The 17,367-nt window shown below is 73.4% G+C and carries 20 protein-coding genes; 9 read left to right on the top strand and 11 right to left on the bottom strand.

The genetic code is table 11. The features are described 5' to 3' along the window. Positions 1 to 16 precede the first annotated feature (16 nt). On the bottom strand, positions 17 to 1,759 hold the full coding sequence (locus tag AC1DWH_RS12040; RefSeq protein ID WP_477093866.1) for an alpha/beta fold hydrolase: 1,743 nt from the start codon (positions 1,757 to 1,759) through the stop codon (positions 17 to 19). Between the two features lie 60 nt (positions 1,760 to 1,819). Here AC1DWH_RS12040 and AC1DWH_RS12035 point away from each other — a divergent pair, with 60 nt between their 5' ends. Continuing rightward, complete coding sequence (locus AC1DWH_RS12035; RefSeq protein WP_477093865.1) at positions 1,820 to 2,905, top strand: serine hydrolase domain-containing protein; 1,086 nt, start codon at positions 1,820 to 1,822, stop codon at positions 2,903 to 2,905. Further along, complete coding sequence (locus tag AC1DWH_RS12030; protein WP_477093864.1) at positions 2,902 to 3,672, top strand: isocitrate lyase/PEP mutase family protein; 771 nt, start codon at positions 2,902 to 2,904, stop codon at positions 3,670 to 3,672. The genes AC1DWH_RS12035 and AC1DWH_RS12030 overlap by 4 nt, the downstream gene beginning before the upstream one ends. 13 nt (positions 3,673 to 3,685) lie before the next feature. On the opposite strand, the gene AC1DWH_RS12025 is transcribed toward AC1DWH_RS12030, so the two are convergent. The 3 genes from AC1DWH_RS12025 to AC1DWH_RS12015 all read right to left on the bottom strand — a co-directional run bounded on the left by AC1DWH_RS12025 (position 3,686) and on the right by AC1DWH_RS12015 (position 6,331). Next, positions 3,686 to 3,988 carry a hypothetical protein gene (locus AC1DWH_RS12025; protein ID WP_477093863.1) on the bottom strand — a complete coding sequence of 101 codons (303 nt, stop codon included), beginning with the start codon at positions 3,986 to 3,988 and terminating at the stop codon, positions 3,686 to 3,688. Between the two features lie 71 nt (positions 3,989 to 4,059). Further along, positions 4,060 to 5,982, bottom strand: a complete 1,923-nt coding sequence (locus AC1DWH_RS12020) for a M3 family metallopeptidase (protein WP_477093862.1) — start codon at positions 5,980 to 5,982, stop codon at positions 4,060 to 4,062. Between the two features lie 55 nt (positions 5,983 to 6,037). Next, positions 6,038 to 6,331: a DUF1905 domain-containing protein gene (locus AC1DWH_RS12015; protein ID WP_456843804.1), complete on the bottom strand. Its 294-nt coding sequence runs from the start codon at positions 6,329 to 6,331 to the stop codon at positions 6,038 to 6,040. 108 nt (positions 6,332 to 6,439) lie between these two features. On the opposite strand from AC1DWH_RS12015, the gene AC1DWH_RS12010 reads away from it, so the two are divergent. Continuing rightward, positions 6,440 to 7,324, top strand: coding sequence for an aminoglycoside phosphotransferase family protein (locus AC1DWH_RS12010; RefSeq protein WP_477093861.1), 885 nt, complete (start codon positions 6,440 to 6,442; stop codon positions 7,322 to 7,324). Here AC1DWH_RS12010 and AC1DWH_RS12005 read toward each other — a convergent pair. Further along, a complete protein-coding gene (locus tag AC1DWH_RS12005; protein ID WP_456843807.1) occupies positions 7,308 to 7,643 on the bottom strand; it encodes an ArsR/SmtB family transcription factor in 336 nt (111 codons plus the stop codon). The genes AC1DWH_RS12010 and AC1DWH_RS12005 overlap by 17 nt on opposite strands. Next, the gene (locus tag AC1DWH_RS12000; RefSeq protein WP_477093860.1) at positions 7,640 to 8,098 is read right to left on the bottom strand and encodes an SRPBCC domain-containing protein; all 459 of its coding nucleotides are present in this window, start codon (positions 8,096 to 8,098) and stop codon (positions 7,640 to 7,642) included. The genes AC1DWH_RS12005 and AC1DWH_RS12000 overlap by 4 nt, the downstream gene beginning before the upstream one ends. 328 nt (positions 8,099 to 8,426) lie before the next feature. Between AC1DWH_RS12000 and AC1DWH_RS11995 the strand changes: the two genes are divergently transcribed. Both AC1DWH_RS11995 and AC1DWH_RS11990 read left to right on the top strand, forming a co-directional pair. Then, the gene (locus AC1DWH_RS11995) at positions 8,427 to 8,921 is read left to right on the top strand and encodes an FBP domain-containing protein (protein WP_456843809.1); all 495 of its coding nucleotides are present in this window, start codon (positions 8,427 to 8,429) and stop codon (positions 8,919 to 8,921) included. A 264-nt stretch (positions 8,922 to 9,185) separates the two neighbouring features. Then, the gene (locus AC1DWH_RS11990; RefSeq protein WP_477093859.1) at positions 9,186 to 9,671 is read left to right on the top strand and encodes a RibD family protein; all 486 of its coding nucleotides are present in this window, start codon (positions 9,186 to 9,188) and stop codon (positions 9,669 to 9,671) included. Positions 9,672 to 9,684: 13 nt separating this feature from the next. Here the strand turns inward: AC1DWH_RS11990 and AC1DWH_RS11985 are convergent, their stop codons facing one another. Together AC1DWH_RS11985 and AC1DWH_RS11980 are read right to left on the bottom strand one after the other, a co-directional pair. Beyond that, positions 9,685 to 10,068: a VOC family protein gene (locus AC1DWH_RS11985; RefSeq protein WP_477093858.1), complete on the bottom strand. Its 384-nt coding sequence runs from the start codon at positions 10,066 to 10,068 to the stop codon at positions 9,685 to 9,687. 33 nt (positions 10,069 to 10,101) lie between these two features. Then, the gene (locus AC1DWH_RS11980; protein WP_477093857.1) at positions 10,102 to 12,054 is read right to left on the bottom strand and encodes a discoidin domain-containing protein; all 1,953 of its coding nucleotides are present in this window, start codon (positions 12,052 to 12,054) and stop codon (positions 10,102 to 10,104) included. Positions 12,055 to 12,172: 118 nt separating this feature from the next. Between AC1DWH_RS11980 and AC1DWH_RS11975 the strand changes: the two genes are divergently transcribed. Then, the gene (locus tag AC1DWH_RS11975) at positions 12,173 to 13,198 is read left to right on the top strand and encodes a LacI family DNA-binding transcriptional regulator (RefSeq protein WP_477093856.1); all 1,026 of its coding nucleotides are present in this window, start codon (positions 12,173 to 12,175) and stop codon (positions 13,196 to 13,198) included. Here AC1DWH_RS11975 and AC1DWH_RS11970 read toward each other — a convergent pair. Further along, positions 13,180 to 13,917 (bottom strand): class I SAM-dependent methyltransferase, encoded by a 738-nt coding sequence (locus AC1DWH_RS11970; protein WP_477093855.1) that lies wholly within the window; start codon positions 13,915 to 13,917, stop codon positions 13,180 to 13,182. The two genes, AC1DWH_RS11975 and AC1DWH_RS11970, sit on opposite strands and share 19 nt — an antisense overlap. A gap of 43 nt (positions 13,918 to 13,960) precedes the next feature. Further along, a complete protein-coding gene (gene pdxH / locus AC1DWH_RS11965; RefSeq protein ID WP_477093969.1) occupies positions 13,961 to 14,638 on the bottom strand; it encodes a pyridoxamine 5'-phosphate oxidase in 678 nt (225 codons plus the stop codon). Positions 14,639 to 14,692: 54 nt separating this feature from the next. On the opposite strand from pdxH, the gene AC1DWH_RS11960 reads away from it, so the two are divergent. Beyond that, positions 14,693 to 15,508 carry a class I SAM-dependent methyltransferase gene (locus tag AC1DWH_RS11960; protein ID WP_477093854.1) on the top strand — a complete coding sequence of 272 codons (816 nt, stop codon included), beginning with the start codon at positions 14,693 to 14,695 and terminating at the stop codon, positions 15,506 to 15,508. A gap of 29 nt (positions 15,509 to 15,537) precedes the next feature. Next, on the top strand, positions 15,538 to 16,536 hold the full coding sequence (gene glsA, locus AC1DWH_RS11955) for a glutaminase A (protein ID WP_477093853.1): 999 nt from the start codon (positions 15,538 to 15,540) through the stop codon (positions 16,534 to 16,536). Here glsA and AC1DWH_RS11950 read toward each other — a convergent pair. Further along, positions 16,524 to 16,706, bottom strand: coding sequence for a hypothetical protein (locus tag AC1DWH_RS11950; protein WP_477093852.1), 183 nt, complete (start codon positions 16,704 to 16,706; stop codon positions 16,524 to 16,526). The two genes, glsA and AC1DWH_RS11950, sit on opposite strands and share 13 nt — an antisense overlap. Positions 16,707 to 16,830: 124 nt before the next feature. Here AC1DWH_RS11950 and AC1DWH_RS11945 point away from each other — a divergent pair, with 124 nt between their 5' ends. Further along, positions 16,831 to 17,355 carry a TM2 domain-containing protein gene (locus AC1DWH_RS11945; protein ID WP_477093851.1) on the top strand — a complete coding sequence of 175 codons (525 nt, stop codon included), beginning with the start codon at positions 16,831 to 16,833 and terminating at the stop codon, positions 17,353 to 17,355. Positions 17,356 to 17,367 lie beyond the last annotated feature (12 nt).

The raw sequence follows: 17,367 nt of genomic DNA, 5'->3' as shown, positions 1-17,367 counted from the left end.
CGGCGACGGCGGCGCCTCAGCGGCACGTGTCCGCGGCCGGCGCCCCCGCGAAGCGGTCCGCCGTCCACGTGAGCAGGTCCGGGACCAGGGGTGAGTCGGCCGCGACGAGCCCGACGTGGTCCAGGCCGGCGTAGGTCCGGTAGTCGACGGCGTACCCGGCGGCGCATCGGGCGTCGACGTAGGCGTCCTGCGCCGACGGGACCACGAGGCGGTCGTCGGCACCCTGCGCCACGAGCACCGGCGCCGGGATCGGCCCCGACGGGACGTTCTCGGTGAGCCGCGCCAGGAACGGGCCGCTGCTCGGGTCGCCGGACCAGATCGGCTTGTCCAGGAACACCGAGGTCACCGCCGAGACGAGGATGCCCGGCTCGGACAGGCACCGCTGGGCCATCTCCCGCACGATGATCCGCGCACCGGGCCGGACCAGGTCGTCGTACCGGACGTCCGGGTAGGTGGCGGTGTAGGCGTCGACGACGTACGACGCGAAGAGCTCGCCGCCGGTCACGCCACCCATGGCATCGACGAGGCCGGGCAGGTTGCTCGCCGGCGCCAGGGCCGCGACACCGTCGATCTCGAGCTCCGGGGCGTACGTCGGCGCGAGCATCCCGGCCCAGAGCGCCGCGTGCCCACCCTGCGAGTGACCCCACACCACCGTCTGGTCGGCCAGGTGCGCCGCGGTCAGCTGGTGCGCCGCGCGGACGGCGTCGAGGACGGACCTGCCCTCGCCCTGCCCGATAAGGTACGGGTGCTGCCCCGACGTGCCGAGCCCGATGTAGTCGGCGGTGACCATGGCCCAGCCCTGCTCGATCACCCGATCCTGGACGACCATCGCGCCGGCCCGGAGCCCCTCCTCGAGCACGGACGGGGCGCAGCCCGGTGAGGCGCCGGTGGTCCCGTGGGCCCACGCGACCACGGGGCTCGGACCTGCCGACGTCGGGGCGATGACGATCCCGCTGCCGGTCGCGGGCTCCCCCTCGTCCCTGGTGGTCGTGTAGAGGATCTTCCACGCGGAGGCGCCGGCGGGGATCTCGTCGCTGCGGAACGGTTCGCTGCGCAGCAGCTGTCCGGGTGCCGACGGGGCGTCGGCCGGCGGATCGTAGAAGGCGTCCGGAGACGGCGCACCCCGCTGCAGGGCGAGGCTCAGGACCACGAGGACCACGGCGACGAACGCGCCCAGCACCGTCCCGGCGAGCCGCCAGCCACCGACGCGGGCAGCGCGGCGACGCCGACCCGGCCGTGGGACCGGCACGTTCCCGCCGCGGACGAACCCGACGAGCTCGGTCACCCCGACGACCACGAGCCATGCCCCGAAAGCCACGGCGAGCACGAGCACGGTGATGTCCGGCCACGCCAGCGCGAGCACGCCGAACGCGATCGACGTGACGCCGCCGACCGCCGCGTCCACGCGTGCGGCGCCCCTGACGCCGGGGGCGTGCGCGACGTCGATCGCTCCGCCGACGACCAGCGCGAGCGCGAGCACCACGGTGAGGATCCCGAGCGTCGCCCCCGGCCACACGGCGACCGCGATCGCGGCGACCAGGAGCACGATGCCGCGCAGCACGGTCGTGCGCGCATGGTCGCCGACGACCAGCCCGGCGATCCCGGCGACGGCGAGGCCGGTCACGACGAGGACGAGAAGGACCGCGAGCGACGAGAACGGCCGGAGCACGAGCACGGCACCGAGCAGGACGCAGCCCAGCCCGAGCACGAGGCGCACGCCACGCGGCACCCGTGGTCGAGGGGCAGCGGCTGTCGCCATGAGCCGAACCTAGTGCGCCCTCCGAGCGCCGATGTGGGACCTCCGGTGCAGGGTGGACGCATGGACGTGACGCAGGTGGTCGAGGCGCGGGTGACCTCGGGCGAGGTGCACGGCGCGGCGTGGCTGGTGGACCGGGGCGGGTCGGTGACCAGCGGGATCGCGGGCATCGCCAGGCCGGACTCGGTCTTCCGGATCTCGTCGGTGACCAAGCCGGTGGTCGCGGCGCTCGCCATGGCGCTGGTCGACGACGGCGTGCTGGCTCTCGACGACGAGGTCGACCGGTGGCTCCCGGAGCTGGCGGACCGGCGCGTGCTGCGCTCCCCGGGAAGCCCGCTCGACGACACGGTCCCGGCCGACCGCGCGGTCACCGTCCGCGACCTGCTGGAGTTCCGGCTCGGCATCGGCATGGACTTCGCCGGCCCCTTCCCGGGCACGGTGCTCGGCGCGCTGGCCGAGGCAGGACTGCCCGTCGGACCGCCCGCGCCGCAGGACGCGCCGCCGCCCGACGAGTGGATGCGGATCGTCGGGGGCGTGCCGCTCTCCGCCCAGCCGGGGACCCGCTGGCTCTACAACACGAGCGCGCAGGTGCTCGGCGTGCTCCTGGCCCGCGCCGCGGGTCGGCCGCTGCCCGAGCTGCTCGCCGGCCGGCTGCTCGACCCGCTCGGCATGCGCGACACCGGGTTCCACGTCCCCGCACAGCACCTCGCGCGGCTGGACCGGCACTGGACGGGCGACGATGTCTACGACGAGCCCGACGGCCAGTGGTCCCGGCCGCCCGCGTTCGCCGACGCCGGCGCCGGGCTGGTCTCGACCGTCGCCGACCTGCACACGTTCGCGACGATGCTGCGCGGCCGCGGGTCGACCGTGCTGAGCCCGCAGGCGGTGACCGCGATGACGTCCGCGCACGTCGGGGCGCACGACCCGGCCGGGCACGAGGGCTGGGGGCTGGGTCTCGGCGTGCTCCTGTCCGACGCTCCCGACGGCCGGCACGCCGGGACCTACGGCTGGGACGGCGGTCTAGGGTCGACGTGGTGGACCGACCCGGTGACGGACACGATCGCCGTGCTGCTGACGACGGACGCGTGGGCGTCCGGCCAGCCGACGCCGATCTTCACCGACTTCTGGCAGGCGGTGTTCGCAGCGTGACGACGACATTCCACCAGCTGCACCTGGGCGACGGGCCGCTGCTGCTGCCGAACGCCTGGGACGTCGGCTCGGCCCTGGCGTTTGTCGACGCGGGATTCCCGGCGGTCGGCACCACGAGCTTCGGCGTGGGCGCGGCCCTGGGCCGTGCGGACGGCGGCCGGGCCACGCGGGACGCCACGCGCGAGCTCGTCCGACGGCTCGCGCACCTCCCGGTGCACGTGTCGGCGGACGTCGAGGACGGGTACGACGACGACCCGGACGTGGTGGCCGCCTACGTCGCGAGCCTGCCCGTGGCCGGCATCAACATCGAGGACAGCATCGACAGCCGGCTGGTCGCTCCCGAGCGGCACGCCGCCAAGATCGAGGCGATCGCCCAGGCCAGTCCGGGCGTGTTCATCAACGCGCGGGTCGACACCTACTGGTTCCGGCAGGACGCGACCGTCGCCGCCACCGTCGCCCGTGCGCTGACGTACGTCGCCGCAGGAGCGCACGGCATCTTCCTGCCCGGCGCGACGGACCTGGACGACCTGCGCACGCTGGCGCGCGAGATCCCCGTGCCGCTCAACGTGCTGCTCATCCCGGGCTGGAGCGTGCTCCAGCTCGGTGACCTGGGCATCCGCCGCGTGAGCACGGGCTCGCTGCCCTACCGGGCCGCGGTCGACGCGGCGGTCGAGGTGGCCACCGCCGCACGCGACGGTCGGACGCTCCCGGGGGCGACGTCGTACGCGCAGGCCCAGGAGCGCCTGCGCCGGTACGAGGGCGACTGACCGCCGGACGCCCTCAGACGAACCGCTCGACGAAGGCGATGACGACCGAGTCGTTCCAGCCGTCGATGCCCCCGAACACGTCCGCCCGCTCGGGCGAGGCCATCCAGGCCTGCTCGAGGCGCACGAACTCGTCTGCGTCGCCCTCCGCGGACACGGCCCACGTGAACTCGGCCGCCTCACGGTTGAGGTAGGCGGACTCCACGGTGAAGCCGAACGCGGCACGCGCGGGTACCAGCCGGCTGGGCCACCAGGTGAGGAAGTCCTCGACCAGGTCGGGCTTGAGGTTGTAGCGGCGGAGCTGGACGGTCCGGGTCACGTGCGGTCCTCTCGATCGACGGTGCAGCCAGGCCAGTACGGGCGGGCCGGTGCAGGCAGGTCAGTGCGGCGTCAGTCCGTGCCGGCCGTCAGCCACGCCTCGAAGGCGTCGAACGACGACGGCCGGCCGAGGAAGTCCTGCACCAGGTCGGCGGCGTCGGCCGACCCACCGGGCGCCAGGATCGCCTCGCGGTAGCGGCGGCCGACCACGGGGTCCATCAGGCCGTCGGTGAACGCGGTGCGCAGGTCCTTCGCGATGATCAGGCTCCAGAGGTACGTGTAGTACGCGGAGCCGTAGCCCTCGAGGTGCCCGAACCCGGCGTACTGGTGGGTGTCCGGGATCGGTGTGTAGGGGCCGAACCTCGCGTCGATCTCGGCGGTGTAGGCCGCGAGGTCGGCCGGCGGGTCGGCGTGCAGGCCGTAGGAGAGGGCCGTGAAGTTGAGCTGGCGCCGGGTCCAGGCGCCGCGCGCGAACCCGTCGGCCCGCCGCATCGCCGCGACCAGCTCCGCCGGGATCGCCTCACCCGCGGCGTTCGTCGCGAAGGACCCGAGCACGCCCGCGTCCCAGCCCCACTCCTCGAGCAGCTGGCTGGGCGCCTCGACGAAGTCCCACTCGGTGGCGACGCCGGTGAACATCGCCCAGGGCTGCTGCCCGCCGAGCACCTCGTGGACCAGGTGCCCCAGCTCGTGGAAGAACGTCAGCACGTCGTCGTGCTCCATCAGCCCGGTGGGGAAGTTGCAGACGAGCACGCCCTCCGGCAGCGACCGCCCCGCGATGCCCGGCACCAGCCCGAACTGGGCGGCGTGGTTGAACTTGCCGGCCCGAGGGTGCATGTCGAGGTACACGCGTCCGATCAGCGACCCGTCGACCGCGACGTCGTAGACCTGGACGTCGTCGTGCCACGTAGGGACGTCCACGGGTTGCAGGGCGATGTCGAACAACCGCTGCACCACGTCGAGGATCCCCGGCAGCACGGCCTCGTAGCGGAAGTACTCGCGGACCGCTCGGGCGTCGACGTCGTACTGCTCGTTCTTGATGACCTGCTCGTAGTACAGGTTGTCGGCGGGCGTGACCGCGACGGCGTCGGGGACGTCCTCGCGGTACCGGGCGAGCATGACCTCGACGTCCCGGGCCGCCGGCGCCGCGGTGAGGGCGTCGAGCCGCTCGATCAGGTCGGCGATCGCCTGGCCGGTGCCGATCATCCGGGGCTCGGCGTCGTACGTGGGCCAGTCCGGGTAGCCCAGCAGCGTGGCGCGCTCGGCCCGGAGCCGGAGCAGCTCCGCGAGCAGCGGCTCGTTGGCCGGCCAGCCGAGCGACTGGTACTCGCTGGTGAGCGCGAGCCGGACGGCCGGGTCGGTCGCGTACGTGCGGACGGGGAGCAGGTCGGGGTACTCGGTGGTCAGCGTGACCAGCCCGTCGGCGTCGGCGGGGTGCTCGGCCCGGAAGTCGTCGGGCAGCCCGTCCAGCTGCTCGGGCGGGACCTTGACGCTGCGCACGCCGTCGCGGATGTTCCGCGAGAACTCCAGCCCGATCTCGGTGCACCGCTGCGCGAGAGCCCGCAGCCGGTCGCGGTCCTCGGGCGAGCGGTCGACGCCCGCGCGACGGAAGTCGCGGAGCACGTGCTCCCGGACCCGGGCCGCCCCGGGCTCGAGCCCGTCCGCCGACGTCGCCGCCAGCACCTGCCACAGCTCGTGGTCCAGCTCGCGCTCTGTGCCCAGGTCCTCCGCCGCCTGCGCGCGCTCCTCGGCGGCCGCCCGCAGGTCCGCGTCGGGGTGCACCTCGGCGAGCAGGTGGGCCGCCGACGACGCCGACCCGAGCGCGATGTCCGTGTCGTTCCACAGGCCGAGGACCTCGGCGGTCGACCGCGGGGTCCCGTCCTTCAGCCGGGCGACGAGGGCGCGGGCGTCGTCGAGGGACGCGTCGACGGTCGTCGCGAGGAAGGCCGGCCAGGCGGCGGCGTCGGTGGGGAACGAGGTCGGCGGCTGCGCAGGCATGCGTCCGACCATATTCCCGTCACCGGCGCACCGACGCAGGGTTTGCGCGATCAGGTCAGCGGGGGCCACCCAGGATCAGTCGCACGGTGACCGTGTCGCCGACGTCGAGGTACTCGGCCTTGCGCACCATGCCCTTCACGGGGACCAGGTAGCGGCCGTCCTTGGGGAACAGGGACGTCTCCCACTCGGTGTCGTCGATGCGCGCGAGCACGGGGATGACGCCCCAGCCGTAGGTGACCATCGAGGACACGGCCTTGATGCTGGCGCTCTCCGCCTCGGGCACCGGGACGTAGTGGTACGGCGACGGACCTCGCCAGTAGATGATCTCGCCGCTGAACTCCAGCTCCATCGACCCAGGATGGCGCACGTGCGCGCGCGGGCGCAGCCCGTCGCCGGGCGGGCATGGCATGAGAAAACCTGTTGGCCGCGTCGGTCGCGGCCTGCTCGACTGGTCGCGATGACCACCACGGGAATGCACGCCGACGAGCTCGACCTGCCCGTCGAGCTCGTCCGCCGCCTCCTCGCCGAGCAGCTGCCGCAGTGGGCGGACCTGCCCGTCCACCGCGTGTCCTCGAGCGGCACGGACAACGCGATGTTCCGGCTGGGCGACGACCTCGTGGTCCGGATGCCCCGCATCCACTGGGCGCGCGGCGGCGTCGACCACGAGGCGCAGTGGCTGCCGCTGGTCGAGGGGCTGCTGCCGGTGACGACTCCCCGGCTGGTCGCCGTCGGGAGCCCCGGTCCCGCGTACCCCTGGACGTGGTCGGTCCTGTCCTGGGTCCCCGGCGAGAACCCGCGACTCGGCCACCTGCACGACGCGGCGGGACTGGCCCGCGAGCTCGCGGCGCTCGTGCGGGCCGTGCGCGCGATCGACCTCGACGGTGGCGTCGCCAGGCCCGGCACGCTGGCGGCGAGGGACGCGCAGGTGCGCACGGACATCGCGGCGCTGGCCGACGACATCGACACCGCCGCCGTCACCGCGATCTGGGAGCACGCGCTCGCGACCGCCGAGTGGGCCGGGGACGCCACCTGGGTGCACGGCGACATCGCGCCCGGCAACCTGCTGCTCGACGACGACCACCGGCTCACGGGGCTCATCGACTTCGCGGGCATCGGCGTCGGCGACCCCACCGTGGACCTCGGTGTCGCCTGGAACCTGCTGCCACCGCCCGCGCGGGCGCAGTTCCGGGCCGCGCTCGAGGTCGACGACGTGTCCTGGACGAGGGCACGCGCGCGGGCCCTCGCGCAGGCCCTCGTCCAGCTGCCGTACTACCGCGACACCAACCCCGTGCTGGCGGCGAACGCCCGGCACGTGATCCGCGAGGTCACGGCTGAGGCGTAGGGCCCTCCAAGGACTCCGCGATGCGGGTGATCGCGTCCAGCCGGCGGTCCCACTCCGCGCCGATCGCCTCGAGCGCGCGAGCCGTCTGGTTCAGGCGTGAGCCCAGCGCGCGGTACCGGATCTCCCGCCCGGCCCGGACGGGTTCCACCAGGCCGGCGTCGGCCAGGACGGCGAGGTGCTTGGCGATGGCCTGCCGGGACACCGGGAACCGGGTGGCCAGGGCGGACGCCGACAGCTCCTCGCGCCCCAGCACCTGCAGGACGGCCCAGCGGGTGTCGTCCGCGAGCGCGGCGAACACGGGGACCAGGGTCGAGGTCACGCGGATCCCTCCAGGAAGGCGACCAGCTCGTCCAGCTCGCTGGTCCACCCCTCGCGGTTCGAGCTCATGGCCTCCAGCGGGTCGCGACCCAGCAGGCCGAAGCCCGACTCGACGACGCTCAGCACGGTGGCGCCCCCGTCCGCCACGAGCGTGAACCGGACCAGGGTGGAGTTGTCGGGGCGCAGCGGCTGGTCGGGCGTGCCCCACGTGAAGGCGAAGACGGCGGGCTCGTCGTACTCCTCGATGCGCACGGGGAACTCGCCGTAGCCCTCGAACCCGAACGTGCCCTCGCCGCCCACCCGCAGGTCGGGCAGCGTGGCCATGCTGCCGAACCACTGGGTGATCAGGTCGTCGCGGGTGAGCGCCGCCCAGACCCGGTCCGGCGACGCCTTGATGTGGACGGTGCGCGAGACGGTGTAGGTCTCGGTGTCGACGACGGCGGGCTGCTGGGTCATGGTCTGTCCTTCGGTTCGCTCCGGCGATGCAACACGAGAGTTGCACAACCGAAGAGCACGCGCAACTCGTCGGTTGCAGTCCACCTCGTATCGCTTTGACTCCGGAGTCGGCGGGAGCGCACCATCGGGTCGAGCTGTGCCGCGGGACGAGCCCCCGGCCGTCGACCACGGAGCGCACCACGATGCAGCGGGGAAGCGGGGCGGCCGTCCAGGCCTGCTCAGGCATGCACCGGACGCCCGCTCGGCACGCCTGACGCCTCACGGCGACTCCTTCGGCATGCCTGCGCGGGGACCGATCCCCTTCCCACGTCGCACGAGAGCCGAACCCATGAACCCCCTGACCGAGAAGATCGTCCGCGCCTCCTTCGTGAACTGCTCGAAGCGTGAGGCCGCCCAGCTGACCCTGCCCCCCGACCTGGCGGACCTGCGCTGGGACCGTCTGGACTACCTCGGGTGGATCGACCGCAAGGCGCCCCTGCGCGCGTATGTCGTCCTCCCCGTCGAGGACTCGCTGGTCGGCGTCACCCTGCGGTCGCCCGAAGGTGCCGCGAAGCGCCGGCGAGCCGTGTGCGCCTGGTGCGAGGACGTCTACGCCACCGAGGACGTCTCGATGTACGTCGCCCGCCGCGCCGGCTCCCCCGGACGCAACGGCGACACCATCGGCACCCTGATCTGCACCCGCTTCGACTGCTCGAGCAACGTCCGGCGCAAGCCGACCATCATCGAGGGCGGCGACGACCCCGCCGGCTTCGTGCAGCGCCGCATCGAGGACCTGCACGAGCACACCGCGAAGTTCGCCCGCGAGGTCCTGCGCGAGCTCTGAGCCGTGTGGGCGGGTGGCCGTACCGTCCCGGGATGGCCACCCGCCCGCGCGTCATCGTGTCCGTCACCGCGACGGTCGACGGCCGGATCACCCTCAGCCGCGACGAGCGGTTGCTGGACGACGAGGTGGACCGGCGCTGGAAGGCCCTCTGGCCCGCCGACGCCGACGCGCTCGTCGCACGTCGGGCCGCGGCGATCGAGCGGCACCGTCCGACCGTGGTCCTCGAGGGCAGCGGCACATTCGTCCCCGACGACGCCGGTCCCGGTGGACCTGCCCGCGTCCGACGAGGACCTCTGGTCCGACTTCGTGCCGCGGCGCACGCCGCGGTGGTTCGCGGTGGTGGACGGCCGGGGTCGGGTGCCGTGGACGTTCACCGGCGACGACGAGACCAGCCTGCTGGTCCTGGTGTGCCGGGCGACCCCCGCGGCCTACCTCGCCGACCTGCAACGCCGCGCCATCCCGTATCTCGTCGCCGGGGAGCAGCGCGTCGACCTGGCGGCCGCCCTGGTCAGGCTGCGCGAGGTGCTCGGCGCGGAGTGCGTCGTGTCCGAGGGCGGCGGCGGGCTCAACGCCGCGCTGCTCGGCGCCGGCCTGGTGGACGAGCTGCACGTCCTGACCATCCCGGCGCTGGTCGGCGGGCTGGGCACGCCGTCGATCGTCGACGGGTCGCCCCTGCGCCCGGTCACCCTGACCTCCACCCACGTCGAGGTCGGGCCGAACGGCTCGATCCTCGCCAGCTACGAGGTCTGAGGGTCGAGAAGGCTCAGTCCTCGTCGAGGCAGAGGCAGAACGGGTGCCCGGCGGGGTCGATCATCACGCGGACGTTCGGCTGGAACTGGGCGTCGGCCACGCGTGCGCCCAGCGCGACCGCGTCCTCGACGGCCGACGCGAGGTCGCCCACCTGGAAGTCGAGGTGCATCATCGGCCGCTGCTCACCCTCGACCGGCGGCCAGACGGGCGCCCGGTACCCGTCGGCCTGCTGGACGACCATGAACGTCGCCCCACCCGGCGCCTGCAGGATCGAGGTGCCCGGTTCCTGGTGGCCGATCGGCCAGTCGAGCAGCGCCGAGTAGAACCCCGCCAGGGCCTCGGGGTCCGGTGCCTCGATGGCCAGCCCCCACCACATGCCGTCGATCCGTGATCGCATGCGCCAAGTCTGGCCACCGAGGCCCGGGAGTGCCTACCGGTAGAGCCGCACGTCCGCCAGGCTCCACCAGCTGCCCGCGCTCGCGGTCGAGGTGATCCGCACGTAGCGGGCGAGCGTCGGGCGCACGGTCACGGTGGTCAGCTGACCGGTCGCCTGACCCTCCGCGGCCGTGGTCCACCGTTGCCCGTCCCGGCTGGTCTCCAGCAGGTACCCCTGCGCGAAGTCGCCGAGGTTGTCGCCGGAGTCGACGGCCACCTGCCGGAACAGCGTGGGCCGCCCGAGGTCGACGGTCAGCGACTGGCCCGGCGCCTGCGCGGCCCCGCTCGACCAGCGCGTGGAGGCGTCGCCGTCGACCGCGAGGCCCGCGTCGGCGGTCGCGAGGCTGGCCGTGGCGGTCGCCCCGGACAGGTCCAGCTGGCGCGGGACGTCCCGCAGCGACCGGGAGTCCGGCCACGTGAACGTGGCCAGGGCACCGCCGGGCAGCGTGTACTCGAACGACCGGTCGCCGACCGCCACGGCGAAGCTGCGGGGGTCGTCGTTCTCGTTGTGCACGACGAGTGCCGTGGAGCCGTCCGGGTTCCGGAACGCGACGTCCATGATCTGCCCGTTCCAGCCGGTGGTGCCGAAGCTGGTCGAGGCGATGCGCTGGGCGCCGGGCCGGACGAACTTCGCCAGGTGGCCGATCGTGTAGTACTCGGCGTCGGTGCGGACGGTGCCGTCGTCGCCGATGGTCAGCAGCCCGGTGCAGGTCCCGCAGCCGCCGAGGTGCGGGGTGCCGTCCTCGCGCAGGGCGATGTTCCAGTTGACCACCGACTGCGCCCAGTTCCGGGTGGTGCCGATGGCGATCGTGCGGGCGTGCCAGGTGAGCGTGCCGCGGAAGATCTGCTCCGGGGTGTCCGTGGGACCGTGCGAGCCGGAGCACTCGGTGAACCAGATGCCCTTCTTCGGGAACGCCTCGTGCAGCGCGGTCTGGTCGCTCGGGTCGCCGTAGTAGCAGTGGTACGCGGTGCCGGCGATCCACTTGGCGGCCGGGCCGGACAGCAGCTGGTACGGGTAGTCCGTGGCGGGGTCCTCGCCCGGCGGCGTGTTCGCGGCGTCGTTCGGGTGCGTCTGCCAGTTGTGGTCGTACCCGAGGATCTGCGTGCGCGGGCTGGCCTTCTTCAGGATCGGTCCCAGCGCGAGGATGACCTTCTCCTGCTGGGCGACGGGCATGTCCGTGCCGGGGTAGGCGTCCGGCGTGCGGTTCTGCGGCTCGTTCTGCACGCTGAGGAAGTCGATCGGGACGCCGGCCGCGGTGTACGCCTGCACGAACTTCACCAGGTAGCGCGCGTAGGCGTCGTAGACGGCCGGGTCGTCCTTCAGCCGGCCGCCGACGAGGGAGTCGCCGGTCTTCATCCACGCCGGCGGGCTCCACGGCGTGGCCATCACCTTCAGCTCCGGGTCGAGCCGCTTGGCCTCGCGCAGCAGCGGCAGGATCTGCGCCTCGTCGTGCGCGATCGAGAAGTGCTCGAGCGGGAAGTCCGTGGCGCCCGGCGCCACGTCGTCGAACGTGTAGTGCGCGGCCTCCGCGGTGAAGTCCGACGAGCCGACCGGCTGCCGCAGGAAGCTCACGCCGATCCCGTCCGTCGGGTCGAACAGCGAGCGCATCGCCTGGTCACGCTGCGCCGGCGTGAGTGCCGACAGCAGGCTGGCCGAGGAGTCGGTGATCGAGGCGCCGAACCCGTCCATGGTCTGGAAGCGCTGCGTGGGGTCGACGACGATCGTCGTGAGGTCGCTGCCGCCGCTCTCGAAGGTCACCGGGTCGCGCTGCTGGAGCAGCTCCGCGCGGTCGGGCGTCGTGACCCAGACCTGCGCCTGGACGGCTCCGCCACGATCGGCGTCCCCAGCCGACGCGGGTCCCGCCAGGCCGACCACCAGGCCGGCGACCGCCACCAGGGAGAGTGCTGTTCTTCTCATCGCGAGCTCCTCGTCGAGCGTCTTGTCCACGGCGACGCTGCCGTGTAACACTCTGTAACAACCGGACGATCCGCACGTATCCGCACTCACCATGTGCCGCCCGCAGCAGGCTGTCAACCGCTCGCGGCGATGGAACAGGATGTAACAGGTGGCGACGACGCCGACGCACAGCACGGTCCGGCAGATCGCGGCCGACTCCGGGGTCTCGATCGCGACCGTCTCCCGCGTGCTCAACGGCCACCCGAGCGTCGCGCCCGGGACCCGCGCCACGGTCGAGGCCGCGATCGCCGCCCGCGCCCCGGCCGTGGTGATGCCCCGCCGGACCGCCACCCGCACCGGGCCCGTGTTCGTCCGGTGCCCGTACGTGCTCAGCGACTACTTCGGGCTGATCGTCTCCTCGGTGACCGAGACCCTGCGGCTGCACGACCGCGTCGTCCACCTCGACGCCGGCGAGGCCTCGCAGCACAGCCACCCGCTGGCATCCCTGTCGGGCCGGGCCGCGGGCGCGATCCTGGTCCTGCCCCCCGAGGATCCGGCAGAGCTGCTCGCGCTGCGCCGGCGGGGCTTCCCGTTCGTCGTCGTCGACCCGCGCACCCGGCCACCCCACGACCTCGCGTCGGTCTCGGCCGCGCACGTCACCGGCGCCCGCCGCGTCACGGCCCACCTGCTGGAGCTGGGCCACCGCCGGATCGGCGTCATCGCGGGGCCTCAGGAGTGGCTGGCCGGCAGCGACCGCCTCGCGGGCCACCACGCCGCCATGGGTCAGGCGGGCATCCTGTCCGACCCGGCGCTGATCCGGCTGGTCCCGCCCACCCTCGAGGAGGGGCTGGAGGCCGCCGGCCACCTGCTCGACCTGCCCGACCGGCCGACCGCACTCGTCTGCTTCAACGACAAGATCGCCGTCGGCGCGCTGCGGGCCGCTCAGGCTCGGGGTCTCGACGTGCCGGGGGACCTGTCGATCACGGGGTTCGACGACATCGACGTCAGCCGCGCCACCACCCCCGAGCTCACCACCGTGCGCCAGCCGCTCGAGGAGATGGGCCGCACGGCGGTCACGCTGCTCGCGCGCCTCATGGCCGGGGACAAGGTCGAGGCGCTGCACATGGAGCTGGCCACCGAGCTGGTCGTGCGGGGCTCGACGGCGCCGCCGCCCGATCAGCCCGGCAGCCGGTAGACCGACACGTGGGAACGCGAGTCGGCCGTGAACTCCTCGCCCGACCAGTCCGCGTGCCGGCTCTCCCGCGTGAACCCGGCCAGCTGCGCCATGAGATCGAGCTCCGAGGGCCAGATGTAGCGGTGCGGCGTGCGGCCGAGTCGCGCCTCGCGGCCGTCGCCGAACCGGAAGTGGTGCGAGACGACCCTTTGGTGCAGGACGTCATACGTGTCGAGGCCGATGTAGCCGGGCTCGACGTTCCAGACCGTCGCCTGCACGCCCGGCGGGAGCTTCCGGAGCTCGGGGACCCACAGCTCGATGACGAACCGGCCGCCGGGGACGAGGTGGCGCGCGGCGTTGCGGAAGCACGCGACCTGCTCGTCCTGCGTGAGCAGGTTCGCGATGGTGTTGAAGACGAGGTAGACGAGGCGGAACTCGCCCGGCGCGGTCGCGGTCGCCATGTCGCCGACCACCACCGGGATCGTCGCCTCGTCGACCTTGGTGCGGAGCTGGTCGACCATCGGTCGCGACAGCTCGATACCGACGACGGGCACCCCGCGCTCGGCGAGCGGCACGGCGACGCGGCCGGTCCCGATGGCGAGCTCGAGCGCCCGCCCGCCGTCCGCGAGCGCGGCCAGCCGGTCCACTGTCGGGCCCAGCACCTCGGGCGCGAACATGCCGGTGCCGGGCGTGTCGTACTCGCGCGCGGTCTCGGCGTCCCACAGCTGCTCCTGGTCCATCCCGCCGACGATGGCAGCGTGAACCGGTGCCGTCGACCGGATATCAGGGCTGGCGCCGGTGCACCGCCCAGGCGTCGGGAGCGTCGAGGTCACCGGCGGCGACCCGCGTGAAGACCAGCCGGTCGTGCAGCCGGTCGCGCCGCCCGGCCCACAGCTCGACCTCGTCGCAGTCGATCCGCCACCCGCCCCAGCCGTCGGGGACGGGGACGTCGTCGGGAGAGCCGGTGTCCGGGTAGAGCGCCGCGTACCGCTCGTACCGGGCGACCAGCGCCGCGCGGTCGGCGATCGGCTGCGACTGGTCGGAGGCCCACGCGCTGATCCGGGAACCCCAGGCGCGGGACACGAAGTAGGCGGCGACCTCGTCCCGGCCCACGGGGACCGCGCGCCCGCGGAACCGGATCGCCCGGTACATCGCCGCCCACGTCAGCGCGGCGGCCACGGAGCCCGTCGCGCCGATCTCCCGGCTCTTCGTCGACCCCAGGTTCGTGACGAACCCCGGTCCCCGCGCGTCGAGGAAGCGCATGAGGACGGTCCGCACGTTCGGCCGGCCGTCGGCATCGACCGTCGCGACCGACAGGGCGGTGGGCTCGGCGACGTCGCCGTGCTCGGCCTGCCGGGCCTCCGCGTCGGCGACCCAGCGGCGCACCTGCTGGAGCGGTGTGGGTGCGAGATCGCCCTCGCTCAGCCCGTCGTCCTCCACGGCACCTCGCCTCTCGTCGATGGTCGCGAGGATATCCGGGTGCAGCGACGGGAGACCGGCTCGTAGGTTGTCGCGATGGAGGAGCCACGGATCCACGAGCACTACGAGACCGACATCGACGAGGACCAGCGACTCCGTCGCGGGCTCGGCCGCCTCGAGCTGGCCCGGGTGCAGGAGATCGTCCGGCGGCACCTCGCGCCGGGCTCGCGGGTGCTCGACGTCGGTGGGGCGACTGGCGTGCACGCGGAATGGTTGCTCGACGACGGCCACACGGTGCACCTGGTCGACCTGCTCCCCGGCCACGTCGCCCGGGCGACCGAGAGCCTGGGCGGCCGCGCGGGGTTCACGGCGTCGGTCGGCGACGCCAGGGCGCTGGCGGTGCCCGACGCGTCCGTCGACGCCGTCCTGCTGCTCGGCCCGCTCTACCACCTCCCCGACCACGCCGACCGGCTCGCCACCTGGCGCGAGGCGGCGCGGGTCGTCGTGCCCGGCGGCGTCGTGGTCGCCATGGGGATCTCGCGCTTCGCGTCCCTGTTCGACGGCCTCGCGCAGGCCTACCTGTTCGAGCCCGCGTTCCGGGCGATCGTCGCGCAGGACCTGGCCACCGGCGCGCACGAGAACCCGACCGCGGACCCGCGCTGGTTCACCACCGCGTACTTCCACCGGCCCGAGGAGCTGGCCGGCGAGGCGACCGAGGCCGGCCTGGACCACCGGGAGACCGTCGGCGTCGAGGGCATGGGCGCGTGGATCAGGTCGTTGGCGCCGGTGTTCGACGACGACGGCCGCCCGGCCGACCGGGACGTCGTCGTCGAGGCCGCGCGGACGATCGAGTCGGAGCCGAGCCTGCTCGGCCTGAGCTCGCACCTGATCGCGGTCGCCCGGCGACCGTAGGAGCGCCCCGTGTGTGCTGATATGAGCACGTGAGCGACGACTTCCACGACACCGAGCTGATCTCCACCGGACGCCTGCCCCGGGAGGAGCTGGTGGAGCGGCTCATGCAGGACGCGCACGACCGGTACGCCGGGGTCGACGACGGCGCCGTGGCCGACTACATCCCCGCGCTCGCCGACGCCGACCCCGAGCTGTTCGGGCTGAGCATCGTGTCGGTGACGGGCGCCTCCCACAGCGTCGGGGACTTCCGGCACGAGTTCTCCATCCAGTCCATCTCCAAGGCGTTCGTCTTCGCGCTCGTCTGCGACGCGCTGGGCCCCGAGGCCGTGCTCGACGCCGTCGGCGTGAACAACACGGGCCTGCCCTTCAACTCGGTGATGGCGCTCGAGCTGAACGGCGGAAGCCCCATGAACCCGCTGGTCAACGCGGGCGCCCTGGCCACCACGAGCCTGGTGCCGGGTGCGACGGCCGAGGAGCAGTGGGCGTTCGTGCAGGCCGGCATGTCGGCGTTCGCCGGCCACCCGCTCACCCTCGACGACGACGTGTACGCCTCCGAGGCCGCGCACAACCGCCGCAACCAGGCCATCGCGCGGCTCCTGCAGAGCTACGGCCGCATGGCGCGCGACCCCCTCGAGACCACCGACGTCTACACGCGGCAGTGCTCGCTGCTGGTGTCCGCCCAGGACCTGGCCGTCATGGGCGCCACCCTGGCCGACGGCGGCGTCAACCCCGTGACCGGCGAGCGCGTCGTCGACCCGTCGGTGTGTCGGTACGTGCTCGCCGCCCTGGCCACGAGCGGTCTGTACGAGCGGTCCGGCGAGTGGCTGTTCACCATCGGGCTGCCCGGCAAGAGCGGGGTCTCGGGCGGCATCGTGACGGTGGCGCCGGGCAAGGGCAGCCTGAGCACCTTCTCGCCCCGGCTCGACGCGGCCGGTAACAGCGTCCGCGGCACGTTGGCCACGCGGTACCTCTCCGGCGCGCTCGGGCTCAACCTGTTCGCGTCGCGGCCCGAGCCCTACACCCCGTAGAAGCTCTTGAGCAGCTCGTACACCACGATCGCCGGCCAGATCAGGGCCTTCGGGATGGCCAGCACGAACATCCAGAAGGTGTCGGCCTGCGCGAAGTAGAAGACAGCCGCGCCGATGAGCCCCAGGCCGTAGACGGCACCGCCCCCGGCGCCCGACCCCTTGGACGACATGGCGGCTCCCTCGCTAGCGCTGCACGATCACCCTAGGACGGCCGCCCCGTCGACGTCACCGGGTCGCGGGCTTACGCTCGAACCAACCGCCGCAACCCGTGGCGCGCGACCAGCGGGGGTCCTGGTGACCGACACGATCGACGACCTGCTCGAACGCCCCGTCGTCACCCGTCGACCGCAGCGCGCGCCCGACCCGCTGTTCCAGCCGCTCTCCAGCACCGTGCGCTACCCGCCCGGTCCGATCCCGGACGTGCAGGACGCCGTGCCGCCGCCGGTCCGCGAGCCGGTCCCGTGGCAGTGGCCCTGGCAGGGCACGCAGTGGCCGTGGCACGGGCAGCAGTGGCGGTGGCAGAGCCGGCAGACACCGTGGCAGGGCAGGCGGATCGTGCTCCCGACGTGGCAGCGGTCGCGCGTCGCCGCCGGGCTGCTCGGCGTGTTCTTCGGCGGCCTGGGCCTGCACCGGATGTACCTCGGCTACTGGCGGCGCGGCCTGAGCATGCTGGCCATCACCGTCGTCGCCGGGTTCTTCACGCTCGGGCTGGCGGCGCTGGTCATGGCCGTGTGCGGGTTCGTCGAGGGGTTGCTGTACCTGTCGATGCGGCGGGGCCGGTTCGCCCGGGACGCCCGCGGCCGGCCGTTGCGCGGCTGAGGCAACCCGCTC

The organism is Cellulomonas sp. P2_F12, assembly GCF_056403775.1.
The sequence above is the reverse complement of the archived record's forward strand: the minus strand, read 5'-3'. Positions and strand labels throughout refer to the sequence as shown.